This window comes from Aeromonas sp. TS_SC_11 (genome assembly GCF_057318915.1).
Genome location: NZ_CM170470.1, coordinates 2,630,185 through 2,653,126, shown reverse-complemented (window position 1 = coordinate 2,653,126; position 22,942 = coordinate 2,630,185). Strand labels below are relative to the sequence as shown.

The following is a 22,942-nucleotide window of genomic DNA, read 5'->3' as shown; positions in this document are numbered from 1 at the left end:
TGTGACTACATAAATAGAGGAGTGGTCAGACTCGCCGCCCACAAAATGGCGAATCCATAAGGCACAGTGACGGGCTCGGGAGATGGCCGGGAACGGGCGTAAGCCAGGCATACGAGGCTGAGCACGCCACCCGAGAGCGCCATCCAGATCAGCAACTCGGGCCAGCGTCCGGATGCACCATAGAGGCAGACCGCCAGCAACTTGCTGTCACCGGCCCCGCACCAGCCCCTGTGATAGGCAAACAGCCCCAGCAGCAGTGTCAGCAGGGCCAGGGTCAACGAAAGCGGATTGAACGGCAGCAGCCAAAGCGCCCAGAGTGCCAGTACCAGCACAGCCAGGTTGGGGATACGCCGCTCAAACAAGTCGCTGACCAGACACCAGCACGCCATCAATATGGCCAGCCACTGCCCGAGCGCTGTCACTTGCCCGCGGCATCCATGTTCAACCCCGCCACTATGGCGGTGAACTTCTCCTTCAAGGCCGTGATGAAGATCCCGTCCGAGCCGAAGATGGCGAGGATCCCGGCCGCCAGCCCTGCCGCCAGAATGCCGTATTCGATCGCCGTGGCGCCGGTGTCATCCTTCAGATAGTCCCCAAGGTAATCCCAAACTCGCATCTTCATTTTATTGTCCCTGTTTTTTATGCCTGAAATTAAACAGCGACAATATGATATTGAGATCACAAACGAGAATCAATATCATTATCATCAAATGAAATAATTCGCAGAGTGAATTTTCGTTTTTGACACTTTTAACAGCAAAAAAATCTGCACTAATCGTTCAACTCGCAAGAAGAGACTGGTTCAGCAGCTTATTCACCTATACAACAATAATGGAGTCGATCTTGTTCAGGACAACGCGACCCCTGATCCTGGCCCTCTGCTGCGCAACCTTGCTGGCATGCAAGGCCGAGCTGGGCACCCCGGATCAGGAAGGAAACAACGGCAACACCAGCGGTAATAACGGCAGCAGTCAAACCACACCTCCCCCCCCGGATCCCGTGACCCCGCCATCGGACAACAACACCGGGAGCAACGGCAGCGGCACGGGTTCGGGGAACAGCAGCGGAAGCGGCAACACAGGCAACACAGGCAACACAGGCAACACAGGCAACACAGGCAACACAGGCACTGTGACCCCGCCTACACCACCGGATCAACCGGACAAGGCACCAGATCCCGCCACCAAACCCACCAGCCTGGATCTGGCGGGTGCGCTCTCCATCACACACGAGCAGGGAGCCCAATTCGATATCCAGCTCTGTGCCGACAAGGTGTGCGTGACTCAGAGCGCCCTGGCCGACGGCAGCTTTGGGTTCAAACTCAAGCTGAGCCAGTGGCCTCAGGATAAACCACTGAGGTTGACCGCCAGCAACCGCCAGCAGAGTGCGCCTATCCTCAGCAGTCAGCTGCCCTCGCTGGAGCAACTGCTCAAGCAGGATCAGAATGGGGATGGCATCATCACCGAACAGGAGGCCCCCCATCTGCACCTCTCCCCCATGCTGCTGGCATACCAGAGCCTGACCACGGCACTGCAAAAACGGGAAGGCAGGCAGGATGTCACGGCGCTGCTGGTCAGCGATCCACAGCTCAATCACGGCATGGCCCGCGAACTGACCGCACTGCTGCAACTGGTACTCGATGGCGACATTCCCCTCCCTGTCAGCGAGATCACCCAGCTGGCCGAGCACCTGGTCGCCTACCAGCAGGTTCAGCCAGGTGCTGACCTGCAAGAAGGGCTGTTGAACTATGCCGTCCAGCAAGGGACGGCACTGCCTGTCGATACGGAGACCATGCTGGCTGCTGCGTTCAAAGCCATGGCGGCCCTCGACACCCGCACCCCGGCCTATCAGCTGCACACCACCTTCTACCCTCATCGACAACTGACCCTGCAGGGAATATTCCCTTCGCGGCTTGGTGAGCCGACCGTCATGGTGGAGATAGGCGCCAAGCCCAATCACGATGGCCTTAACCAGTACTACTTCAAACCGGAACGCCCAATACGGCCACAACAACTCCCCGTCAGGGCCCTGGATGGCCAGGTGCTTGACGGTCTGCCCGTCAAACAGGGCAACCAGTACAGCCTCACCCTCGCACTGCCGGACCTCAACAATACCTTCACCACTTGCAAACCTGGCGAGAGCGAGACCAGCGATGACCTGATGCAGGACACCCTCACCCTGGTGGTACAGGATGAGAAGAGCGAGGTGGAGTTGCGATCCGTACTCGGATCCCTGTGCGAACTGGTCAAGCGGGACGGCAACCGGGACGGCATCCTCACCGCCAGCGAATTCCCGCGCCTGCAAGTGGGCTATACCAGCACGGCCCAGCAAGCCCTGCTGCTCAAAACCACACTCAGTGCCAGCATGGGATCTTTCCTGGGCTGGCAAGCCTGGACCCTGGCGGAGCTGGATCAAAAACTCAAGGCACTGCCGAGGCATCAGGTTGAGCTGCTGGCAGCCATGGTTGCCCTGCAGGCCGAGGGGGAGCTCTGGCAGCAGCCCGTCAACCTGATCGAGGGCACTGATTTTCGCCAGCAACTGCTGAGCTGGCTGGAGATCAACATGGCCAATGAATATTCAACCGTGTCCCGCAACAATCAGATACCGGACCTGTTCAAACTGGAATCCGCCATCGCCGACAATAGCGGGCTGGGCCCCCTGTTGAATGCCAATCCAGACAAGAACATCTCCCACATCATCAAGGCGGCGGCCAGTCTTATCCGCAACTCGGAAAGCGATGCACTTCTCTATCCCGGTACCAACACACCGGGTAGCTGGGTCACCCCCTCCCCCAACAGCCCCCTATCCCCCGTCTGTCAGCGCGAGGTGTTGTCAGATCAAGTGATCGGCCTGGCCATTCTGGGCCAGGGCCGTGATCAGGATGGCAGCCACTGGGTCACCCTTGGCTGGCAACCTCAGGAGGGGGCGAGTCAGTATCGGATTGGCTGGGGGAAAACCCCGTTTGAGCATATTGAAAACGCCGAACAGCAAGGCATCAGCCAGCAGACTCGCATCACTCTCAAGGGTCTCCCTCGCTATCAGGACTACCAGATAAGAGTGATGAGCGAAGGCGGCACCATCAGCGCCCCCCTCCACTATCGGACGGGCCAGTTGCATGTGGCCGATACCCGCATCACCCACAGCATGGGAGACGATGACGGCAAGCGGGGACGGGATCTCGACAATCGCTGCGATCCCCTGAGCGGTCAGGCCGTCAACAGCAATCAGGATGGGGTGCTTGGCGCTCGCTACATCAAGCTGGACAGCCAGGGGCAACCCCTGCCACGGCAAGACCTCTCATACAAACAGTTGCCCTTCGCCTGCGTGGTTGATGCCTTGAGCGGACTGGTATGGGAAACCAAGGTGCAACACAAGGATGGGGAATCCTCCCTGCACGATGACAAGAGCCTGTTTGCCTATGACGATATCCAGAGCGACAACGCCTTCAACGGCAGCTGCTATGACCCGCAAAGTGGCACCCTGGCAAGTGATAGAAGCCGTTGCAACCTGAAACGTCAGGTCAATCAGGTCAATCAGAGCAAGCTGTGCGGCCTGGATAACTGGCGCGCCCCGAGCCAGCAGGAGTTCTACGGCATCATGACCCTGACCAAAGAGAACCCCATAGCGCTCGATACCCGTTATTTCCCGCTCTATTCCGGCCTGACATACACCTACGGCAAATGGAACGAGCTGGAAGGTATCTTTTATGGCTTCTGGACGGCAGATGTCATGCCAGTGAGTCGCCCGGTCGGCACCTGGAGCCAGGATGATGGCGGGCCGGATGCCTACAAGGTACGGCCAGGCTCTGACCTCAGAGGCAGTATTGCCCGCCAGTATCAACCCCATTACGTCATGCTGGTCAGCGATGGCTTCAAGGTCACAGGAGAATAAGATGCAGTGCTATTTCCCCCCCCTATTGCTGATCGCCACCCTGTTGCCGGTCACCAGCCAGGCCCGCGAGTGTCTGCCTGGCTATCAAGACGATCACAACCGTTTCGTCAGCGAGCAAGTCGACACGGCCGAGGGCAAGCTGAACGTGGTCAACGACAGAGCCACAGGTCTGCAGTGGCTCTATTGTCCCTATGGTCAGCACGCCAGTGCCGATGGCACCGGCTGCGAAGGCACACCCGCGTTTATTTCAACCCGCGCCAACGCTGAAGACAATCCCTTGATGGGCGTTATCAAACAGGCCAACGACCAGCTTGGTACACCCGCACAACCCTGGCGGGCCCCCGACATCAAGGAACTGTTTACCCTCTACAACAACCAGTGCCAGCCAGCCATTTATGCGGCACAAGGTTACCCTGCGACATCCCTCCAATCACAGATAGTGGCAGATAAAGAAACCCTGTGTGCTGACGCAGCGTCCAAGTGGGATAAGGTAACCGAGCAGTGGATCGAGGCTCCCGATGATGTCAAAGCTGCATGCCGCTCAGCTGAACAACAACTTTGGGCACTGACCAACATCGCCTTTGGTTCAGACAGCTCGGGGGGGGAAGGATACGACTTTCTGAACTTTGCCGGCAGCGGGGAAACCTTCAACGTTGGCGGAATAGGAATATCCAGTGTCATGCTGCGGCTGGTCCGTCTCATCCCCACCATTGAGGAGTGATCCCATCGGCCAGAGGGCCAGGCGCCCTCTGGCTATTTTTTCCATGGCTTTTACTTCCGCCAAGGGAGTAGGTATGATTCGGCCAGCGTAAAAGACTTGAATGGATGATCTGAACTCGATATGCGGATGAAACACCTGATTGCCGCGGCCCTGACCGCCCTCACCCTGTCCGGTTGCAGCCTGGTCTATCGCATCGATATTCCCCAGGGCAACTATGTGGAACAAAAACAGGTCGACAAACTGCGCCAGGGCATGACCCGCGAACAGGTCGAGTTCGTGCTGGGCTCCGCCATGCTGCGCGATGGCTTTGACCCGAACACCTGGTATTACCTCTATGAATTCCAGCCGGGGCGCGGCGAAAAAGAGCGCAAAGAGCTCACCGTGACCTTCGCCAACGACAAGCTGGCCACGGTCACCGGCGACTTCCCGTTACCAGCGGCCTTCCACACCCCGCTCTGATCGCATTCACAAAACCGGCCCAGCGCCGGTTTTGTTTTATCTCGTTCGCAAGGAGTGCTTGATGAGCCAGATCCTGATTGCCGGTGCCAGCGGACTGATCGGCACAGCCCTTGTCCGCCAACTCGATCCCGCTCACTCACTGACCCTGCTCTGTCGCAAGGCGGGTGCTCCCCAGCCCCGGCATCACTGGCTGCCAGCCGACTTCGAACAACTGGCGGATCTGGACCTGCCCTCCCCTGTCGATATCGCCTTCTGCTGCCTGGGCACCACCCGCAAGCAGGCAGGCTCTGACGACGCATTTCGTCGGGTCGACCACGATTATGTGCTGGCTTTTGCCAAGCTCGCTCGCCGCCACGGCTGTCAACGCCTCATCGTCGTCTCGAGTCTGGGAGCCAACCCACGCTCACCGACCCTCTATCCCCGCACCAAGGGGCAGATGGAACAGGCCTTGCTGGCACAATCCTGGCCACGGCTTGCCATAGTGCGCCCCGCCATGCTGCTCGGCAACCGCCAGCCACCGCGCCGTTCCGAGCAATTTTTTCAGGCACTCTATCCGCTGCTGCGTCCCCTGCTCATCGGCAAGCTGCGCCGCTGGCGCGCCATCGACGCCAGCCAGGTCGCCCACGCCATGATAGTGCTCAGCCAGCAGGAACATGGTATCGAGCTGGTGGAGAACGAGCGCCTGCTCGCCATGTAACCTCTTCGCCCTCTGGCGGGGACGATTTAAAGAACTCGCCAACCCGACAGCAGTGCGGTCGGCAAAAATCAAAAAGGCCGCCCAGGCGCCTTTTGTGATCACAGCGCTCGGCATCAGGCCGAGTCTGCATCCCCTCGCTTACGGTTGGTATTGGGCCGGCCGCCAGTCACCACATCGGCGCGCCCTTCTTCTTTGGCCTTCTCTGCCCGCTTCTTGCGCATCTCTTTCGGATCGGCAATGAGCGGACGGTAGATCTCGATGCGATCCCCGTCCTGCAGCAACTCGGAACCCTTGACCGGACGGCTGTAGATACCGAACTTGTTGACCGACAGGTCGATCTCTGGGTGCTTGGTCACGATGCCGGACTGCTCGATGGCAGCCAGCACGCTCGTCTCGGGGGCAACCCGGATGCGCAGCACCGTCTGGCGCTCAGGCAGGGCATACACCACCTCGATATTGAGTAAATCAGACACCGTACACCACCTTGGCGCGGTTGGAGAAAGCAAGCACCATGGAACCCACCAGATCGCGGAAAATCTGGCCAAATGCCAGCTCGATCAGCTTGGAGGTGAACTCAAAATCGAGGTCGAACTCGACCTTGCAGGCATCCACATCCAGCGGCGTAAAGGTCCACCAGCCGGCCAGTTTGCTAAAGGGGCCGTCCACCAGCTCCATTTTGATCTGCCGGTTGGCATCGAGCTGGTTGCGAGTGGTAAACGTCTTGGCAATTCCCGCCTTGGCCACATCCACCGAGGCCGTCATGTAGTCATTGCCGGTTTCGTGAACGCGGCTGCCGACACAACCGGGCAGAAACTCCGGATAAGCGTGAACATCATTGACCAGCCGGAACATTTGTTCGGCGCTGAACATCACCAGGGCACTGCGAGTAATACGGGGCATGGGTTTTCCTCATCCAATCGGGCCGATTTTATCACCTTGTCAGCTAAAATCACCGCCGAAACTGCTCACAATGCCGTCACTCAAGCGGTTGCGCGTTTTACCGCCGCCACCACCCACCGATAAATCACCTTCCAGGCCAACATCGCCACCGAAACTGCTCACAATGCCATCACTCAAGCAGTTGCGCGTTTTACCGCCGCCGCCACCCACCTCTAAATCACCGTCCCGGCCAAAATCACCACCGAAACTGCTCACAAAGCCGCCACTTGAGCGGTTGCGCGTTTTACAGCCGCCGCCACCCACGTATAATGCGCCTTCCTAATCATTGCCAAAGGCGCCCGTCATGAGCAAAAAGAACAGTAAAAACAAAGCCGGGTCCAGCACCATTGCACTCAACAGAACCGCCCGTCACGAGTACTTCATCGAAGAACGTGTGGAAGCCGGTCTGTCCCTGCAAGGGTGGGAAGTCAAATCCCTGCGGGCGGGCAAGGCCAATATCAGCGAAGCCTATGTCATCTTCATGCAAGGCGAAGCCTTCCTGTTCGGCTCCACCTTCTTGCCACTGAATGCCGCCTCCAGCCACGTGGTGTGTGACCCGACTCGCACCCGCAAACTCCTGCTGAGCCGCCATGAGCTCGACAAGCTGGAGAGCCTGACTGCCCGTCAGGGCTACACCATAGTGCCGCTGGCACTTTACTGGAAAGAGTGCTGGGTCAAGGTCGAGATCGGCCTGGTAAAAGGCAAGAAAGAACACGACAAGCGGGAAGACACCAAGGCCCGCGAATGGGATCGGGAGAAAGCCCGCATCATGAAGAACAAGCATCGCGGCTGATTGTGCGCCGCCAGCGCTTGCGCGGCGTCCAATAAACCAGCAATCGACCGGCCAAGGCCGGTCGATTGCTATCAACGCCTTGCCATGACAGGATTTTTGCGTACAATCGCTTTTGACAACTTGGGGCTGATTCTGGATTCGACAAGATTCACGAAACCCAAGGTGCATGCCGAGGTGCGGTAGGCCTCGTTAACAAACCGCAAAAAAATAGTCGCAAACGACGAAAACTACGCACTAGCAGCTTAATAACCTGCATAGAGCCCTTCTACCCTAGCTTGCCTGTGTCCTAGGGAATCGGAAGGTCATCCTTCACAGGATCGTGTGGAAGTCCTGCTCGGGGCGGAAGCATTAAAACCAATCGAGCTAGTCAATTCGTGGCGTGTCTCTCCGCAGCGGGTTGGCGAATGTAAAGAGTGACTAAGCATGTAGTACCGAGGATGTAGTAATTTTGGACGGGGGTTCAAATCCCCCCAGCTCCACCAAATACTGTTCCGACTCGGAACGAAGAAGTACAAAAACCCGCATAGCGTAAAGCTTTGCGGGTTTTTTGTTGTCCGATGCATTCCAAAGGTATTCACTGGCATCCAGCAAAATTGGTAACATCTATCGTAACACCTGCGTTTAACACCATTTTTAGGTGTTACTGTTGAGAGGATGCCATGAGCAAAGACAAGCTAACCGATTCCAAGTTGCGAGCAGCTAAACCAGCAGAAAAGGAATACAACCTTGGTGATGGTAGTGGGTTGAGCCTTAGAGTTAGGCCGGACGGGGTTAGACTCTGGTTATTCAACTACTACCGGCCTGTGGACAAGAAGCGAGCAAACATCAGCTTCGGGCCTTACCCTGATGTCTCATTGGCTGCGGCTAGACAAAAACGCAGTGATGCGCGTACCCTGCTGGCTCAGGGAGTGGATCCCAAGGTTTACCAGCAAGAGCAGACTGCCATCAAACAGACTGAGCAAGCTGCTAATGAAAACACTTTTGAGCGTATGGCTAAACAATGGTTGGAACTGAAACGACACGATGTGAGCGAAGCTTACGCCGCCGATTCGTGGCGTTCCCTTGAACTGTATGTTCTGCCGTTCATTGGGGCTATGCCTATCGACCAGATCCGAGCCCCAAAGGTGATCGAGTTACTGCGCCCCCTTGAAGCCGATGGCAAGCTTGAAACCGTACGTCGCTTATGCCAACGCATCAATGAGATCCTCGACTACAGCGTCAATCATGGTCTTCTCGATGCCAATCCCTGTGCAGCCGTCCGCAAGGTGTTCAAGAAACCAGCCAAAAAACACATGCCGACTCTCAAGCCAGACGAGCTGTCGTTATTGATGACCGATATTGCAAATGGACGGCTAGACCCCACCACCCGCCGCCAGATTGAATGGAGCCTTCATACACTCGTGCGCCCAGGTGAATCAGCGGGCACGCGTTGGGATGAGATCGACTTCGAGAACAAAGTATGGAACATCCCCGCTGAGCGTATGAAGATGGATCGCCCACATCGGATACCACTGACCCGTCAGGCTCTCGCACTGTTACAATACATGAAGCCAATCAGTGGTCACCGCCCATTTGTATTCCCAGGTCGGCGTGATCCACTTGGCCATGTCAACGAGCAAAGTGCTAATGCAGCACTGAAACGACTTGGTTATGGTGGGAGACTGGTGGCACACGGTCTGCGTTCACTAGGCAGTACCACGCTAAACGAGCAGGGCTTTAACCCAGATGCCATTGAAGCTGCCTTATCCCATGCCGACGAAAATGAGATCCGCCGAGCTTACAATCGTTCAGATTATTTCGAACAGCGCGTGAAGATGATGCAGTGGTGGAGTGATCATATTGAACAGGCTAGCCAAGGAAGCATTTCCATGGCCATCGGCAATAGAGGGCTACGAATGGTGGGTGAATAGGGGGAAATAAATTTCTCTATGTAAGAGGCCGATAATCTGTAGTGTTGAAGTCCAAATTTGATCTGACAGTTACCTGATTTCGGATACTAAACTGCCAGATCAGTCTTGTGGACCCCCTCCCCCAACCTCTCGCTCGCTGGGCTAAAGCTTGGGAAGGGCGTGGCTTGTGCTAACGCTATTGGTCCGTTTGCTATGCCCGAAATTACGTTCATCTCTTATTTTCGAACGCAATTTAAATAAATACCCGATCCTCACCAAGAAGATATAAAAATTCTCATTATGCAGCTCTGCATCTCGGCGATCAAATCGATACTCTGCGTCAGCAGGGAAATGCACCAAAGACGCATAATCAGGGTATGCAAGCCTCAATGCTCTGCACCAAGCTTTACGGATACGCGTCGCCATGTTATCCGCATCAAAATTAGAGTAATCACCAAGATAACCGTAGTCATCTCGGTTAAATAGTAGCACCACGTGATAATGAGGATACTGGCTTGTTACTTGCTCCTTTACCCAGATATAACCCAAGAAGAATCGTTTACCAGTCTGACCCTTACGGTGACGTAACGCCTGTATCTGGCTTTTTAGTGAAGCAAAAAAGCGCGTAATAACCTCTTCCTCTTCTACCTCCGGTGGAAAGCCTGTCGGCATGTCCGGATCATCCATAACTGGTATATGAGGGAAACGTAGATCAACGCGTACAGCAAACACTCGCGGATGTTTACTCAAAAAGCTGGCTATCACCTCCACGGATGTTTTCAGCTGCTCAAAGGATATTTCACCATACTTGGCCTCAGCCACAACTCGCAAGTTGTCTAGCTCGTTGCCTATTAAATAATATCCGCCATTTGATTTCATATACGGCCCTATGATTTACATGGAACACCCATGCCAATTGGTTAGATGCTCAGGTGACAGTACTCATCGTCATTAATGAGGACCGCTGCGTAAAACTTTACGGTCAACTGATACCTTGCTCTCTTATCAAACCACTAGGTTGATATACCAACCTGCATTTAGCACTCTGTGCTTTGCATATGCTGCGCTATGTCGATGTATACGGCTAATTGCTTGTATCTGACGTACAAGCCCGATGTGTATCTGATTGGCATACACTTCGTGTGTATATCACATGCTCTCGTTGGTATACCCTGTGATACACTCTGACGGTGTATCACTCTCATCCTCGATATATCTCCTACACCCTCTACCTTGTTATACACCTTGTGTGTATATATTACTATTACCGAACTTAGCGACCGTCTAAATCACTGGGGAATATGTGAATGTTTTAAATAAACCTCCACTAATACTGGTTGTTAAGGCAAGAAAGTTACTCTGAACTTAGCTTGTCCTCTGTTCTCTGGTTGGAGCCATAAAATCACTCAGATTATTGCAAAGTGACCGTTATAGATATAGCTAGAGCTAGAGCTAGCGCCTTATTTCCAGCTTAAATTCCGGGCACAATGCCATTATTATGGCTGATGTGGACGTGCCATGTTTTCCCTGTTTTATAAACTTGGACCTTCCCCTTCATCTGCAAGCGCTCCAGTGTTCGAGTCAGACGCTGACTATTCCGGAGTCGATTCGGGCCATGCTGGCGAATATAATTCTTAGGGATTGATTTGAAATTAAATCGGCAATGATTTTTATGCAGCCATTTCTCTAACTCCAGTTCATCCTCCATCTCTTCGGGCAACGTATCATCAGCCATCAGGTGAATAAATGAATCCAGATAGTAACTAGCCAACTGAATCGCCGCGTGCATAGTGTGCTCAGATATGACCACATTACCCGTTACAAACGCCTCCAGCACACCCGCAATTCTGGCCACATGTTCGAGCTGTTTGGAGGCATAGTCACGATATTCACGCAATGAGCCCGTTTGGCCGCACATCAGTTCAATCCGGTTGTACTCGGCATGCCACTTGGCTGCCGCCTCGGGTGACAGTGTCAGACAAGTACGCACAGCATCTTCTTCCCGACGTTGAAATGATTGATTCAAACGCTTCAGGACTCGCGCATGGAACCATTCCAAATGTTTGCCAGAAACGGGGGGCGGCAAAACTTGTTGCGGACCGTGGAGCCGCGCGCCAATGGTTGATGTCGGCTGGCACAGCAGTGTTCTGGCAAAGAAACCAGAGGCCCGTGCATGTCGTCCCTGGCGGTTGACATACTCCTTGAACAAGCCAGGTTGTACCATCAACATAGCCCCAAAGCGGGCATCTTCGATGCGATACGTATCGCCGGTTGCACGGTCCACTTCAATCGGCTGGGCGCTCCACAGCGAGTTCAAGAGCGGCGTATCGTGGAGCAGTTCGCCATTGAGGATGCTGCCGGCTTCATCCGAGAGCAGCACCAAAGAGGGCCAGCCTTTACCCAACGCCAGCTTTACCGCCGCTCGAGTTGCATCGCTGACCAGCAGTCGCTTGCGCTGTGGTGCCATCGGTTGACGCTCCAAACACTCTGCCAAGCGCTGTGCGCTCCCTGCCTTGGCCTCCCCTTTGCCTACCTCCCGCTCGAACGCCTTCTCCAATGCTTTTTGCTCGCTCTGCCACAGACGCATCGCGATATTGTAACGCTGCTTATCCTCCTGATACTGCGTCTCCAACACCCCTTCGAGGTCACGAACAGGCTTCATCAGCATCTTGTCTACCGTGGACTTGCGCTCCCCGGATTCAGCCAGCACCACCTGATACAACGACATTGGAATGCGCAATCCAGCCTTGGGAGAGACGTCATACAAGTCCTGACAGGATAGTGCCATCCCACCGAGCAGAGAAGAGGCAATCAAGTCCGCTGATGCCTGGGTTTCCTGCTGGACATAACGAATGATCTTTTGTAATTCCTCAGGCAGCACCCAGACTGGGAAAGCGGGCAAAGGCAAACGCAGTGGCTTTGCCTCAACTATCTGCAGAGGTATCTGCAAAGAAGTGATTTGCGGCGTGATGGGCGCTACAAGTTGAAGATAGTGGTCATAGTTCATCATGCTTGGTCCTTGTGTGCAGGGATCGGATTGGCTTGGGGGCGAGAATCAATCCAGGCCTGAACCGCGCGCAAGCTCCAGCCAACCGAGGCCGCGCCCAATCGGATTGCTCGGGGGAAGCTGGGGTCAAAACGAGGCGACTTCTCGTTCATCCAGTCGTAGAGGGTAGATGGACTCACACCGGTGGTCTTGCTCAGTTCCTTCATTCGCAAAATCCGGTCAATAAGCTCGTCATGAGAAATTACTTCTGATTTGTTAATTACTTTGCGCATCTGTGACTCCAGTCGCTGAGGGTTGAGCGGCACAATGTATAGAATCGTTATCAAATTAATGACGGCAGTTTTGCAGAGGCAAGAGCGGAATGTCTTTAAAGGAAGTTAAAACAATCGGTTATGATTTTTTTGTGGATCATCTGCTGTGGGCGTTCGATCTGTACGACGGCAATAGAAACGCTCGCTTAAAGGGAAAGCGGAGCTACAGCAGCAAACAGGATGTCTACGTAAACGAACTCCATGAGAAGCTCATGCAAACACTTTGCAACCAAAATCGCGACGTCCGCATATTGGTCAATGGTCTGTTGGACTTTAGCGAAGTGGCCGCCTCCTATTTACTCTCAAAACCCGTCATTGCGCCCTTAAGTAAAGAACAGATAAATCAGCGCTATGCCAAGCATATCCTGTGTCCACTACTGGTCGCTTACATGGAAATCTTCAGCGAGTTTCATGATGAAGCACCTGTCATACGACATCTGGATACTCTGCTTTCATCAATCAACGAACAGGGTGTGGCCCACGCAGCTCGCAAGATGCTGCTCTCTATCTTGGCAATCCCGGAATGTAACCATTATCGTGAAGAGCTGACGGAGTTTATCCGTGATATCCGACCGGACAGGACTCAGCGACGCGCGACTATTGAGCAAAAAATCCGCTTAGCCAAGATTACTTGCCGTGCTATCGAAAATCTGGACGAACAGCAAAAATGCGTACAACCACTCGCAGACTTCCAAGACGCCTATATCGCATGTATGGCTGCAATCTATTTTGATATCAAGACCGGCCTAGGTTGTCATTTCGCATGGCTACATCAAATCACGTCAATGAACAGGGTGGATTATTCTGACATTCGTGTTAATTCATTAAGCAGTAGCATAATAAAGTTTATTGCAACCCCAAAATATATCGATAACGCACTCCCCAAAGAAGCCAAAATGCACATCGATAATTTATGGAAAGTGGGCGTCAATAATATTCCACGGATAACAAATTCATACGTAATGAAAAACATTAATACAATGTTTTACTTACTAGGCTATGCTGCATGTTCGATGAAAAGGATAAAAGACCATAAAGAATCAGAACGTTTTTTTCTCCTTGTCGAAAACCAAGAGGACATGCGCTATCTGAAGCCTTACGCCATGATGCTACAGTTGTTATACTACGTAAAAAATGAGCAACTGCAAGAAGCGTTAGACTTATTGGATAGTGACGAGGCATGTTTGTTTGATGACGTGGCAGGCTCGCTTCCCTATTACGCTGCTGTTTTATTCTTGGGGTTAACCATCAAAACCAATTCCACCAAGCTAAAAAATGGTAATTTCAGCCCGTTGATTCAAATAATCATTAACACTCAAGAACTGTATGATGATATCCGGCTAGATTCTGCAGGCTTATTAAAAATGAAGTTTACATCATTCATTTCAAATACAGATGCTCATGCAATCCTGCGTAGCATAAAAGAGTATAATCATCTTGTATCAACGAACCTAAGCACGCCCAAAAATCGTGCTCATTTATCTATTGTTGACACATGGGATTGTGTGGATGCACAGCTAGATAAAATATCGACAAAATTAATTGGTATCTCGACAAGCAATAGGGTGAGTGTGATAACGTCACTGTTAACAAAAGCGGATAAAGAAAAAGTATTCATCACCTACCTTCCCAATTCAACCCTATATCACTGCGTGAGAGAGTTGGAGAACCTGCTCTCCTACCTTCCCATTTCGAGTGAACGCCACCCGCATACCCTGCAACTCCTTGAAGACATAGTGTACAGAAAAACGTTACTGATGGCACTCGACCCAGCGCAGTATGAACAAGATTCAGCACTCATACAGGTATAGTTTTCTGCTATTGCGCTATTCATAGCAAGAGTAGCGCAAAATATCACCTGTCACGCAGATTGACTTTGCGTAGTGACTGTGGTTTTCGTTTTTCATATCCACGTTCCATTCCCAATTATTTTCACACCTATATTGCCTAGTTGAATCTGCTCCCAATATAGGAAGTCAATATGACTCACTTAATTGACACAATGGCTTACACCGGCCAAACCCCCTGGCATGGCCTTGGCAATATATTGCCGCCACGGCAATCTTTGGATATCTGGCTACAGGCTGCCGGGATGGATTGGACTATCGAGCAGAGTGACGTAATGTTTAACGTCGCCTCCGATGCACTCCATATTCGCCCTTATTCAAACAGCAAAGTTTTGTACCGCTCTGATAATCTGGAGCCTCTATCCGTCGTCTCTCGCCGATATAATGTGGTACAGCCTCATGAGGTGCTGCATTTTTATCAAGATCTAGTAGAAGTGGGCGGCTTTGAGTTGGAAACTGCAGGTTCGCTCAAGGGCGGCCGCAAATTATGGGCGCTGGCAAAAACGGGGCAAGATATGAAATTGAAAGGTGGAGATAGGGTGAAATCATACCTGCTGCTCGCCACCAGTTGTGATGGTACGCTGTGCACCACAGCACAATTTACCTCGCTACGAGTTGTCTGTAATAACACCTTGCAAATAGCACTACGGGATAATACTGGTGCGATCAAGGTTCCCCACTCCACTCAATTTAATGCTGCTGCCGTCAAAGAGGCATTGGGCCTTGGTATGGCAAATTGGGATCGTTTCCAACAAGAGATGACATCGTTGAGCAATCGTCCGGTATCACCCGTGGAAGCCCTTAATTTCTTCGGTGAACTACTCAATGATCCGGCTGGCGATGATGAGAATATTATTCTCAGCCGTCCCGCCCAAAAACTGCACGAGCTGTATATGGGCGCAGGCATGGGCTCAGAGCTTGCCAGCTCCCGCAATACCGCCTGGGGGTTGGTTAATGCGGTCACCGAATACGTGGATCACCACCGCCGTGCTCGCAGCCAGGATCACCGGCTCGATTCCGCCTGGTTTGGTCAGGGGGCACAACTCAAATCCCAAGCCTTGAACCAAGCACTTACCCTGCTGCAGTAATCCCTCTTCCCTATCTAAACCGCATAACGACTTCACCCGGACTGGCGTAAGCCAATCCGGGCGTCGCCATTTATGCCGTCAACAAGGAGTCGTCATGAAAGCAAAAGCCAAATATGGCCAAGCCCTGCGGCTGGCCTCTACTACCCAGTTAACCCGCGAGCAGTGGCTCGCTATCCGCAAGCTCGGCATTGGTTCCTCCGATGCCGCCGTGGCAGTGGGGCTTTCCCCCTACAAATGTCCGCTCAGCCTGTGGCTGGAGAAAACCGGCCGCAAGGAGCCGGAGGATATCTCCCACAAAGAAGCTGTGCTGTGGGGCATCGAACTGGAACCTGTGCTGGCGCAGGTCTACGCCAAACGCACCGGCTACAAGGTGCGCCGGGTCAATGCAGTGCTGCAACACCCCGAGCAACCCTTCATGCTCGCCAACCTCGACCGAGAGGTGGTCGGCCATCCCGATGGGCCAGGCATTCTGGAGATCAAGACAGCCAGCTATCACAGCGCCCCCCAGTGGGAGGAAGGGGTGCCGGTGGCTTACCAGTGTCAGGTACTGCATCAACTAGCCGTTACCGGCCATGCCTGGGCAGAAGTGGCAGTGCTCATCGGCGGCCAGGATTTTCGGATTTACCGCATCGAGCGCGATGAGGAGAAGATCCAGGATCTCACCGAGCGGGAAGCACAGTTTTGGCAAATGGTGCAACAAGACCAACAGCCTGAGCCTGATGGATCCAGTGATGCCGCCAATGCCCTGAGCTGGCTCTTCCCCCGTGACGATGGCCAGACGGTGGATCTCTCCGATTCCCCCGAGTTCAACCAACTGTTTGGCGAACTGCTGCGCTTGCGTCAGCAAAAGGAAGCTGTCGAGCAGCAGGAGTCACAACTCAAGCAGCGGCTGCAAGCCACTTTGGGTGAAGCGACAGCCGGGCTATTTGCCGATGGCAAGATCACCTGGAAGCGCAGTAAAGACCGGCTGGCACCGGATCTGGATAAGCTCGGTCAGGATCATCCCGACTTGCTTACCCGTTACGTCAAACCGGTGCCTGGCGTGCGCCGTTTCACCATTCAACCCTTGAGGCAAACACCATGATCAAAGGACTGGCGATTACCCCGCCCGTGATCGGGCGGATCTGCATCGGCAAGCTGGTGCAAAAACAGGATAAGTGGGTACCGGAGAAGGACGACAGCTTCACCCTCACCACCCAGATACAGCAGAAGGGGGGATGGTTGCTCCATCCCCTGCATCAACACTACTCATCGCAAAAGAGTGGTCAAGGGCAGGAGCAGACCAAGATCCGCGCTATTCCAGTGCGGGTGCTGTTCAACGACAGCGACTTGAATCTACGGGCGGAATACACCGCCTTTGACCGGCAAACCGGCAGGCCGCTCTGTGTCGGGAATGGGGAGATGGCAAGACGCGTGGGGGCACAAGGCATGGAGGAGGTCAGCTGCCCAGGGCCTGAGCGCTGCGCCTTTGCTGGGCAACAGGGCTGCAAGCTGTACGGGCGACTGAACCTGTTTGTGGAGGGGCAAGGGGATGAGCTGGGCAGCTTCATCTTCCGCACCACCGGCTACAACTCGGTGCGCACTCTGGCGGCTCGGCTAAAGTACCTGGAGGCAGTGAGTGGGGGTCATACCCGCTATCTGCCGCTCACCCTGAGGCTGCGGGCCAAGAGCACGACCCAGTCCTACCGCACACCGGTCTACTACGTGGATTTGACCTTGCGGGAAGAGACTAACCTGACCGAGGCAGTCAGGCAGGCACTGGAGGCCGCCCAGCGCGACCAAGAGGCGGGGCTCGCCATCGACCAGATGGAGCAAGCCGCTCGCGAGCTGCTGCGTAACGGCCAGTTTGAGGATATCGATGAAGAGGTGCCGATGATGCTGGAGGAGTTCTATCCCGAAACCAACAGTGACGAGACGGCGAATGGTAACGTAGGGGCAGTGGCGACTGCCTCGCTTAACGCACCGCAAAGCCAAGCAACCAGAACGCCACAGAGGCCACAATCAAGAAGGAGTCCGCTCACCAATAAATTGGGGAAAGGGACCCCATCCCCTCCCCAGTGAATGGTGGATGATCAGCGAGGACGCGCCAACCGCTCCACCAACCGTTCTACCGTTTCCAGCAACAGGGTTCGGTCAGCATCATCGAGCCGGGCCAGTTGCTGGCTCAGCACAATGCCCTGCTCGGTCGGGCGGTTACTGGTCTCGCGCAGAAAGTCCGCCAGCTCACAACCAAACAGTTGAGCGAGCTCCGCCAGCCGCACCACGGTAGGCACCACAATCCCTCGCTCCATTCGAGAGACGGCCTCCATCCCGATATTGAGGTGTTCAGCCACATGCTCTTGCGTGAATCCGGCTTGAGTACGCTTGTGGCTAATCGCCTTGCCAACGCTCTTGGCTAACAGCTCAAGGTTGATATCTGTCATGGTTCCTCCAGTCAACCCGTATGGTTGACCATGGACCCATTGACGATAAGGACTCAAAAAGGCGAGTATCAACTAAGTTGGTTGTAATTGGTCGTAAATCGATGATCGCTACGCTGACCGACTCACCGACAACAAACATCAATCCTCGTTTGTGGCATCCCCTCCCATCTCGGGTAAAGCTCTTTTACGCGAGCGGTTAGGGCGACTGCCATTGTTACTATTACTCTGTTACATAAGGAAAAGTACATGGCTCGTTATCCCGTTATTGCCTCCCTCTTTTTTCTCGTCGTCACCATTTACTCACTCTGGACCGGTAGCTCCCCGCAGCTCGGGTTCTGGGGCCATATCTGGCACTTTGTCTTTGGCTCTCTGTTTACCTCACTTGGCCTGATGGGAGGGGAATTGTTCCGCCGCTTCACCCAACCAGACATGCTGTTTGCTGACGGCGCACAGGAGATGTTCAAGAAGAAGCTGTTTTGGAAAGTTGGCCCCCAGCTCATCGGGGGTGTGGTGGGCTACATCGCGGCAGGTGGCTTTTTACAAAATGTGTTGGGTTACTACGTTGGATAATTAAGGAGGATAGAAAATGAAAATTTTAGGTCTTTTGTTATTGTGTATCCCATTTCTGACATGGGCGTATGAGTCTGAAGAACAACCACCAAAGGTAACATTACCGACATGGGCGCTTGAGTCGGTTGGTTCTGAGCAACATTTCATACAATCCGCTGACGGTCTTTCTTTCACAATTATGTGCAGTGACCAACATGCTGCCAATGCGGAGTTAAATATTAGAGGAAATCGATATACCAATCTGGTTTTTAACATCAATGGAAAACCTTACTACAATCCGTTTAATTTTAATGATCCCTTGGTGGTCGAACAGTTTAAATGGTTTATGAAAGCATTAAGGAATGCGACTGCTGTTGAGATTGTGTATGGCATAGGGAAAAGCTACACCCTGTACATGTCTAATGCCAAGGAGGTCTTGCCCGACCCCGATGCCAAGAATTTCATTTGCAAGACAGATACCGCATTGACATTCCCTGATGACGAAAGCAACGCCACCCTGCCGCAAGAGGATGCGAAGGAGGGCGTTGCAACTGGACCGATTAGCTTTAACGTGTCTGTTGGCAAATTTGATAAAGACTATCGTCCAGTATCCGTTCAATCCATCGAGCTCGTCAGTTTAAATAACCATGTAAACGTCATCTCGGTAACGGGCAACCGTGGCCAATGTAGACTGGCTAAATACAGTGAAATTGAAGGTGTACCATCCCCCAAACTGCCTTTAGCCATGCAGTATGGTCAAAAGACGCAGTTCCCCATCGTAAGAGGGAGCGGTCACTGTGACAAAGTCTATGAGGTTTCGATTAATACCAATATTGGCAGTGTTACCTACAACATCGAATATGAATGATTGAATCCGACGATATCACGAGGAGGCTATTAGCCTCCTTTTTTCATTTCTGCAATTCACCCACCCGTGAAGGAGACACACCATGCCCCCCTGCATTCCCCCCGAATGCGAGCCGTTCGATCACCATGGCTTTTGGCACAAACTTTGGGCCTTTGCCAAACGGGCCGGTCGGCCCTTTATCGAGACCTGTCTGTTGCTCTACTACACCAGCCAGAAGGATGACCTACCGCTCTGGGCCAAACTGCTGATCTACAGTGCGCTGGCCTACTTTATCTCGCCGTTCGATGCGATCCCGGACGTGTTACCGATGGGGCTCACCGATGACATCGCGGTACTGAGTGCAGCACTCGCCAGCATTACCGCCTTTATTGATGAGCAGATCCGAGCCCGTACAGCCAGAAAAATGCGCGAGCTGTTCGGCCAAGATTAAACCCCACAAGGAGTACATCATGACTATTCTCTTTTTCCGGGACGGCTTTGCCCTGCCCGTTGACCAAGCATTGCTGGTTCTGCTCGACCAGGAAATAGCTAAAACCGAGCTCAATATTGAGCGCTTAACCCAACTGACCTTCAACTTTCGCAATCCCGGCTACAGCGCCGAGCAAGGCGGCGTGCACCCGGTCGAGATCCGCCTGATCCGTGGGCTCGATGGCTGGCTATTCGATTACGTCACCGACTTCAGTTACCAGGGACTCGGCCTAGATGCCGAGCTCTGCAAGGAGCTCGATTTCAATTTTCTAGATGGTGAGCACACCATGCTGGGCTGGGGGCCTCTGCGGCTGGCCGAAGCGCGGGAATTGTTCGACATCTGGCAGAGCAACTTCATTGCCTACTGCCGGTTGGAGTGCTTCAGCGTCACAGTAGCAGGGGATTAGGAGGTCACGATGAGCCAAGAATTAGCGCTCTCCCACTACTCACGTCAGTGGCTGGGACAAGTCGCCACCAGCGCCAAGCTAACCCCCACCTGCAGTGGTCAGCGCTGGTTGCTACATCTGACCCCAGGAAGTCAACAAGCCAGCACCGTCACCTTGCAAGTGCGCTGGTCTGGTGTGCAGTGGCAACTGCTCTCCATCACCAATGCCGAGGACTGGCGCACCATGAGCCAGCCGAGAGATGAAATCTGTATCGACCCCAAGCGCCGCTATTTCTGGCGCTGCCAGGCAGGACCGGTCCCGCTCACCGAGCAGCCCCGTGTGCTCGCAAGCTTTCTGGCTGACCTGCAGCGCATCTGCATCCATCGCGGCTATGCCGTGGAGAGCGACCCCATCCTCGACAAGGAGACCGAAGATGATTAACGCCGTGATCGCCATCGAGCTGGAGGCTTACCTTGAGCACAATGGTCAGATTGAAGCAGTGCATGACCGAGGCCAACTGGTGGACGGTTATGCCCTCTACCTACGCTATGAAAACGAACGGGGAGACGCACTGGCGCAATGGCTGTGCGACCACCCGGATCACCACTGGCTAACCCAGTTAGGCACCATGCTCGCCACCAGTTACCGCGTTCCGTTGCACGACTACACCCCGCACACCTTGGCGGCCTGAACACAGCCAACCAAGCCTGTGGTCCCCCCCCATTCAGTAACCCATTAACCAACTACTTCGCCTACCCTGCCGCACCCCACGTGGTGGGGCGATGGCGTATGGAGCACCATCATGTTGCATCACAAACTGATCGCCGGGGAGATCCCCGGCACCTATCTCGTCACTGAGCTGATTAATGAAGAGGACCTGTTGACTATCGCCAACCAGATTGCCCGTCAGAAACTGGCCAAGGGCGTCGCGATTACAGACAAATACTTGGCACAACAGGCACTGCAAACCCTATTGCAGAGTAGGGAGCACGAAGTATTTGCCATGCTGTTTTTGGATAACCAGCATCGGATCCTGGGATATGAAGAACTGTTTCGCGGCACGCTCAGCAGTGCCTCCGTCTACCCACGGGAAGTTGTTAAACGTGCGTTGGCGCTCAATGCTGCAGCTCTGATGCTGGTGCATAACCACCCCTCCGGCCACCCGGAACCCAGTAGAGCGGATATCGAGATCACCCAACGATTGCAAAGCGCCTTGGCACTGGTGGATATCCGCACCCTGGATCATCTAGTTGTGGGCGGCGAAGGCATCGTGTCGCTGGCAGAGAGAGGAGTACTTGCCTAACGAATCAGGGCTCAGCCAAGCTATCCTTCGGCCTTGCTGAACCCTTTTCTTTTTATTTTTTCATGTGAGGCGCACCAATGATCCTAGATTGGCCCCTTGAATATCCAGATCCTATCTAACCACATCACCGCCTCACATCCATTATTAATCCACGCACCCGCGGAGGGCACGACAGTGAGGTACGCCACATCACCGGCTACCACGACGAGTTTCAATCCACGCGCCCACAGGGGGCGCGACCACTTGGCAACCTTGCCGCCAATTTTTTAGGCGGTTTCAATCCACGCGCCCGCGAGGGGCGCGACAAGGGCCGTGAGGCCGCTGCCAAAGAGCTGGCAAAGTTTCAATCCACGCGCCCGCGGGGGGCGCGACAAATGCTGAAACGACAACACGGCGGGCGGAATGTGTTTCAATCCACGCGCCCGCGGGGGGCGCGACGAGTACACATCAAGGCGCGTGTTTGCGTTGTCGTAGTTTCAATCCACGCGCCCGCGGGGGCGCGACACGCTACGAACTCTTGCGCTTCTTTGGACAGCTCGTTTCAATCCACGCGCCCGCGGGGGCGCGATGAATGGCGGCGTTGGCCTCACTGATGTCGGTTGTGTTTCAATCCACGCGCCCGCGGGGGCGCGACCCTCGTGCTCGCGTACCACCTTCGAACTTGTATGTTTCAATCCACGCGCCCGCGGGGGCGCGACGACGCAGCTGGTCGATGATCACTTCATCGGTAAAGTTTCAATCCACGCGCCCACGGGGGCGCGACGAAGAAGGCCAAATCACCCACCACGGACACCAAGTTTCAATCCACGCGCCCGCGGGGCGCGACGCCATCATGAACAAAAACCTGGATGCCCAGGTGATGTTTCAATCCACGCGCCCGCGGGGGCGCGACTTGCTGACCCAATGAACCACTGGATGATTTGCATGTTTCAATCCACGCGCCCGCGGGGGCGCGACGTGCCAGCGTTACTGCTACTCCTGGCGATCTGGAGTTTCAATCCACGCGCCCGCGGGGGCGCGACCAACCAGCGTCGCTGGGCCGACGCCGTGGCCATGTTTCAATCCACGCGCCCGCGGGGGCGCGACCGGCCAGCTCGTCCGCGCGTACAAGGCATAAGGGGTTTCAATCCACGCGCCCGCGGGGGCGCGACTGGGTGAGTTTGCCACCCTTACCCGCCTGATGCAGTTTCAATCCACGCGCCCGCGGGGGGGCGCGACGCCCTGATGTCGTTCAGCAGGCTCGCTGTGTCGATGTTTCAATCCACGCGCCCGCGGGGGGCGCGACGTGCTCCAGGATCTGCTC

Annotated in this window: 26 protein-coding genes, 1 other RNA gene and 1 CRISPR repeat array (1 of these 28 cut by a window edge); of the genes, 18 read left to right on the top strand and 9 right to left on the bottom strand. The window is 54.3% G+C overall.

The window, feature by feature from the left end; genetic code table 11:
* Positions 1-5: 5 nt before the first annotated feature.
* Together AC1P02_RS12435 and AC1P02_RS12430 are read right to left on the bottom strand one after the other, a co-directional pair.
* Positions 6-422, bottom strand: a complete 417-nt coding sequence (locus AC1P02_RS12435) for a prepilin peptidase (protein WP_485182347.1) — start codon at positions 420-422, stop codon at positions 6-8.
* Positions 419-622: a Flp family type IVb pilin gene (locus tag AC1P02_RS12430; RefSeq protein ID WP_005312855.1), complete on the bottom strand. Its 204-nt coding sequence runs from the start codon at positions 620-622 to the stop codon at positions 419-421. Before AC1P02_RS12430 ends, AC1P02_RS12435 begins: the two co-directional genes overlap by 4 nt.
* A gap of 221 nt (positions 623-843) precedes the next feature.
* Here AC1P02_RS12430 and AC1P02_RS12425 point away from each other — a divergent pair, with 221 nt between their 5' ends.
* From AC1P02_RS12425 to AC1P02_RS12410, 4 genes are all read left to right on the top strand, one after another.
* Positions 844-3,891, top strand: a complete 3,048-nt coding sequence (locus AC1P02_RS12425) for a DUF1566 domain-containing protein (protein WP_485182346.1) — start codon at positions 844-846, stop codon at positions 3,889-3,891.
* A 1-nt stretch (position 3,892) separates the two neighbouring features.
* Positions 3,893-4,612, top strand: coding sequence for a hypothetical protein (locus AC1P02_RS12420; RefSeq protein ID WP_485182345.1), 720 nt, complete (start codon positions 3,893-3,895; stop codon positions 4,610-4,612).
* Between the two features lie 120 nt (positions 4,613-4,732).
* Positions 4,733-5,071 carry an outer membrane protein assembly factor BamE gene (locus AC1P02_RS12415; protein ID WP_011898937.1) on the top strand — a complete coding sequence of 113 codons (339 nt, stop codon included), beginning with the start codon at positions 4,733-4,735 and terminating at the stop codon, positions 5,069-5,071.
* Positions 5,072-5,132: 61 nt separating this feature from the next.
* Positions 5,133-5,768, top strand: a complete 636-nt coding sequence (locus tag AC1P02_RS12410; RefSeq protein ID WP_096119233.1) for an NAD(P)H-binding protein — start codon at positions 5,133-5,135, stop codon at positions 5,766-5,768.
* 113 nt (positions 5,769-5,881) lie between these two features.
* On the opposite strand, the gene AC1P02_RS12405 is transcribed toward AC1P02_RS12410, so the two are convergent.
* The 3 genes from AC1P02_RS12405 to AC1P02_RS12395 are packed head-to-tail and all read right to left on the bottom strand — an operon-like array spanning position 5,882 to position 6,923.
* Positions 5,882-6,241, bottom strand: a complete 360-nt coding sequence (locus AC1P02_RS12405) for an RnfH family protein (protein WP_005312840.1) — start codon at positions 6,239-6,241, stop codon at positions 5,882-5,884.
* Positions 6,234-6,668, bottom strand: a complete 435-nt coding sequence (locus AC1P02_RS12400) for an SRPBCC family protein (protein WP_005312837.1) — start codon at positions 6,666-6,668, stop codon at positions 6,234-6,236. Before AC1P02_RS12400 ends, AC1P02_RS12405 begins: the two co-directional genes overlap by 8 nt.
* Positions 6,669-6,707: 39 nt before the next feature.
* Positions 6,708-6,923 carry a hypothetical protein gene (locus AC1P02_RS12395; RefSeq protein ID WP_282684446.1) on the bottom strand — a complete coding sequence of 72 codons (216 nt, stop codon included), beginning with the start codon at positions 6,921-6,923 and terminating at the stop codon, positions 6,708-6,710.
* Between the two features lie 88 nt (positions 6,924-7,011).
* Here AC1P02_RS12395 and smpB point away from each other — a divergent pair, with 88 nt between their 5' ends.
* The 3 genes from smpB (at position 7,012) to AC1P02_RS12380 (ending at position 9,410) form a co-directional block, all read left to right on the top strand.
* Positions 7,012-7,500, top strand: coding sequence for an SsrA-binding protein SmpB (gene smpB / locus AC1P02_RS12390; RefSeq protein ID WP_005312834.1), 489 nt, complete (start codon positions 7,012-7,014; stop codon positions 7,498-7,500).
* Between the two features lie 122 nt (positions 7,501-7,622).
* Positions 7,623-7,982: a transfer-messenger RNA gene (gene ssrA, locus AC1P02_RS12385) on the top strand.
* Positions 7,983-8,159: 177 nt separating this feature from the next.
* Entirely contained in the window at positions 8,160-9,410 is a 1,251-nt protein-coding gene (locus AC1P02_RS12380) for an integrase domain-containing protein (RefSeq protein WP_373884530.1), read from the top strand.
* A gap of 141 nt (positions 9,411-9,551) precedes the next feature.
* Here the strand turns inward: AC1P02_RS12380 and AC1P02_RS12375 are convergent, their stop codons facing one another.
* The 3 genes from AC1P02_RS12375 to AC1P02_RS12365 all read right to left on the bottom strand — a co-directional run bounded on the left by AC1P02_RS12375 (position 9,552) and on the right by AC1P02_RS12365 (position 12,668).
* A complete protein-coding gene (locus tag AC1P02_RS12375; RefSeq protein WP_485182344.1) occupies positions 9,552-10,268 on the bottom strand; it encodes an inovirus Gp2 family protein in 717 nt (238 codons plus the stop codon).
* 592 nt (positions 10,269-10,860) lie between these two features.
* Positions 10,861-12,399: a YfjI family protein gene (locus tag AC1P02_RS12370; protein ID WP_485182343.1), complete on the bottom strand. Its 1,539-nt coding sequence runs from the start codon at positions 12,397-12,399 to the stop codon at positions 10,861-10,863.
* Positions 12,396-12,668 (bottom strand): helix-turn-helix transcriptional regulator, encoded by a 273-nt coding sequence (locus tag AC1P02_RS12365; RefSeq protein WP_373884533.1) that lies wholly within the window; start codon positions 12,666-12,668, stop codon positions 12,396-12,398. Before AC1P02_RS12365 ends, AC1P02_RS12370 begins: the two co-directional genes overlap by 4 nt.
* An 89-nt stretch (positions 12,669-12,757) precedes the next feature.
* Between AC1P02_RS12365 and AC1P02_RS12360 the strand changes: the two genes are divergently transcribed.
* The 4 genes from AC1P02_RS12360 to AC1P02_RS12345 all read left to right on the top strand — a co-directional run bounded on the left by AC1P02_RS12360 (position 12,758) and on the right by AC1P02_RS12345 (position 17,703).
* Positions 12,758-14,518, top strand: a complete 1,761-nt coding sequence (locus tag AC1P02_RS12360; protein ID WP_485182342.1) for a hypothetical protein — start codon at positions 12,758-12,760, stop codon at positions 14,516-14,518.
* Between the two features lie 170 nt (positions 14,519-14,688).
* Positions 14,689-15,642 carry a DUF932 domain-containing protein gene (locus AC1P02_RS12355; RefSeq protein WP_373884535.1) on the top strand — a complete coding sequence of 318 codons (954 nt, stop codon included), beginning with the start codon at positions 14,689-14,691 and terminating at the stop codon, positions 15,640-15,642.
* 94 nt (positions 15,643-15,736) lie between these two features.
* Positions 15,737-16,726 carry a YqaJ viral recombinase family nuclease gene (locus tag AC1P02_RS12350; protein WP_485182341.1) on the top strand — a complete coding sequence of 330 codons (990 nt, stop codon included), beginning with the start codon at positions 15,737-15,739 and terminating at the stop codon, positions 16,724-16,726.
* Positions 16,723-17,703, top strand: a complete 981-nt coding sequence (locus tag AC1P02_RS12345; protein ID WP_485182340.1) for a recombination directionality factor — start codon at positions 16,723-16,725, stop codon at positions 17,701-17,703. The genes AC1P02_RS12350 and AC1P02_RS12345 overlap by 4 nt, the downstream gene beginning before the upstream one ends.
* Before the next feature lie 11 nt (positions 17,704-17,714).
* Here the strand turns inward: AC1P02_RS12345 and AC1P02_RS12340 are convergent, their stop codons facing one another.
* A complete protein-coding gene (locus tag AC1P02_RS12340) occupies positions 17,715-18,065 on the bottom strand; it encodes a helix-turn-helix domain-containing protein (RefSeq protein WP_101530889.1) in 351 nt (116 codons plus the stop codon).
* Positions 18,066-18,311: 246 nt separating this feature from the next.
* On the opposite strand from AC1P02_RS12340, the gene AC1P02_RS12335 reads away from it, so the two are divergent.
* The 7 genes from AC1P02_RS12335 (at position 18,312) to radC (ending at position 21,639) form a co-directional block, all read left to right on the top strand.
* Positions 18,312-18,635, top strand: a complete 324-nt coding sequence (locus AC1P02_RS12335; RefSeq protein ID WP_123173866.1) for a hypothetical protein — start codon at positions 18,312-18,314, stop codon at positions 18,633-18,635.
* A 16-nt stretch (positions 18,636-18,651) separates the two neighbouring features.
* The gene (locus AC1P02_RS12330; RefSeq protein ID WP_373884538.1) at positions 18,652-19,482 is read left to right on the top strand and encodes a hypothetical protein; all 831 of its coding nucleotides are present in this window, start codon (positions 18,652-18,654) and stop codon (positions 19,480-19,482) included.
* An 82-nt stretch (positions 19,483-19,564) separates the two neighbouring features.
* Positions 19,565-19,912 carry a YkvA family protein gene (locus tag AC1P02_RS12325; protein ID WP_485182339.1) on the top strand — a complete coding sequence of 116 codons (348 nt, stop codon included), beginning with the start codon at positions 19,565-19,567 and terminating at the stop codon, positions 19,910-19,912.
* A gap of 19 nt (positions 19,913-19,931) precedes the next feature.
* Entirely contained in the window at positions 19,932-20,357 is a 426-nt protein-coding gene (locus AC1P02_RS12320; protein WP_485182338.1) for a DUF2787 domain-containing protein, read from the top strand.
* Positions 20,358-20,366: 9 nt separating this feature from the next.
* Complete coding sequence (locus AC1P02_RS12315) at positions 20,367-20,777, top strand: hypothetical protein (RefSeq protein WP_485182337.1); 411 nt, start codon at positions 20,367-20,369, stop codon at positions 20,775-20,777.
* Positions 20,770-21,027 (top strand): hypothetical protein, encoded by a 258-nt coding sequence (locus AC1P02_RS12310; RefSeq protein ID WP_485182336.1) that lies wholly within the window; start codon positions 20,770-20,772, stop codon positions 21,025-21,027. The genes AC1P02_RS12315 and AC1P02_RS12310 overlap by 8 nt, the downstream gene beginning before the upstream one ends.
* Before the next feature lie 111 nt (positions 21,028-21,138).
* Positions 21,139-21,639, top strand: a complete 501-nt coding sequence (gene radC, locus AC1P02_RS12305; RefSeq protein WP_485182335.1) for a RadC family protein — start codon at positions 21,139-21,141, stop codon at positions 21,637-21,639.
* A gap of 141 nt (positions 21,640-21,780) precedes the next feature.
* Positions 21,781-22,942: direct repeats of the CRISPR family, unit length 25 nt; unit sequence GTTTCAATCCACGCGCCCGCGGGGG (it continues 761 nt past the right edge of the window).

Coding starts and splice junctions, on each gene's coding strand:
- AC1P02_RS12430 (WP_005312855.1), bottom strand. CDS start 622: ATGAAGATGCGAGTTTGGGATTACCTTGGGGACTATCTGAAGGATGAC.
- AC1P02_RS12420 (WP_485182345.1), top strand. CDS start 3,893: ATGCAGTGCTATTTCCCCCCCCTATTGCTGATCGCCACCCTGTTGCCG.
- AC1P02_RS12415 (WP_011898937.1), top strand. CDS start 4,733: ATGCGGATGAAACACCTGATTGCCGCGGCCCTGACCGCCCTCACCCTG.
- AC1P02_RS12410 (WP_096119233.1), top strand. CDS start 5,133: ATGAGCCAGATCCTGATTGCCGGTGCCAGCGGACTGATCGGCACAGCC.
- AC1P02_RS12400 (WP_005312837.1), bottom strand. CDS start 6,668: ATGCCCCGTATTACTCGCAGTGCCCTGGTGATGTTCAGCGCCGAACAA.
- smpB (WP_005312834.1), top strand. CDS start 7,012: ATGAGCAAAAAGAACAGTAAAAACAAAGCCGGGTCCAGCACCATTGCA.
- AC1P02_RS12380 (WP_373884530.1), top strand. CDS start 8,160: ATGAGCAAAGACAAGCTAACCGATTCCAAGTTGCGAGCAGCTAAACCA.
- AC1P02_RS12375 (WP_485182344.1), bottom strand. CDS start 10,268: ATGAAATCAAATGGCGGATATTATTTAATAGGCAACGAGCTAGACAAC.
- AC1P02_RS12370 (WP_485182343.1), bottom strand. CDS start 12,399: ATGATGAACTATGACCACTATCTTCAACTTGTAGCGCCCATCACGCCG.
- AC1P02_RS12365 (WP_373884533.1), bottom strand. CDS start 12,668: ATGCGCAAAGTAATTAACAAATCAGAAGTAATTTCTCATGACGAGCTT.
- AC1P02_RS12360 (WP_485182342.1), top strand. CDS start 12,758: ATGTCTTTAAAGGAAGTTAAAACAATCGGTTATGATTTTTTTGTGGAT.
- AC1P02_RS12355 (WP_373884535.1), top strand. CDS start 14,689: ATGACTCACTTAATTGACACAATGGCTTACACCGGCCAAACCCCCTGG.
- AC1P02_RS12350 (WP_485182341.1), top strand. CDS start 15,737: ATGAAAGCAAAAGCCAAATATGGCCAAGCCCTGCGGCTGGCCTCTACT.
- AC1P02_RS12345 (WP_485182340.1), top strand. CDS start 16,723: ATGATCAAAGGACTGGCGATTACCCCGCCCGTGATCGGGCGGATCTGC.
- AC1P02_RS12340 (WP_101530889.1), bottom strand. CDS start 18,065: ATGACAGATATCAACCTTGAGCTGTTAGCCAAGAGCGTTGGCAAGGCG.
- AC1P02_RS12335 (WP_123173866.1), top strand. CDS start 18,312: ATGGCTCGTTATCCCGTTATTGCCTCCCTCTTTTTTCTCGTCGTCACC.
- AC1P02_RS12330 (WP_373884538.1), top strand. CDS start 18,652: ATGAAAATTTTAGGTCTTTTGTTATTGTGTATCCCATTTCTGACATGG.
- AC1P02_RS12325 (WP_485182339.1), top strand. CDS start 19,565: ATGCCCCCCTGCATTCCCCCCGAATGCGAGCCGTTCGATCACCATGGC.
- AC1P02_RS12320 (WP_485182338.1), top strand. CDS start 19,932: ATGACTATTCTCTTTTTCCGGGACGGCTTTGCCCTGCCCGTTGACCAA.
- AC1P02_RS12315 (WP_485182337.1), top strand. CDS start 20,367: ATGAGCCAAGAATTAGCGCTCTCCCACTACTCACGTCAGTGGCTGGGA.
- AC1P02_RS12310 (WP_485182336.1), top strand. CDS start 20,770: ATGATTAACGCCGTGATCGCCATCGAGCTGGAGGCTTACCTTGAGCAC.
- radC (WP_485182335.1), top strand. CDS start 21,139: ATGTTGCATCACAAACTGATCGCCGGGGAGATCCCCGGCACCTATCTC.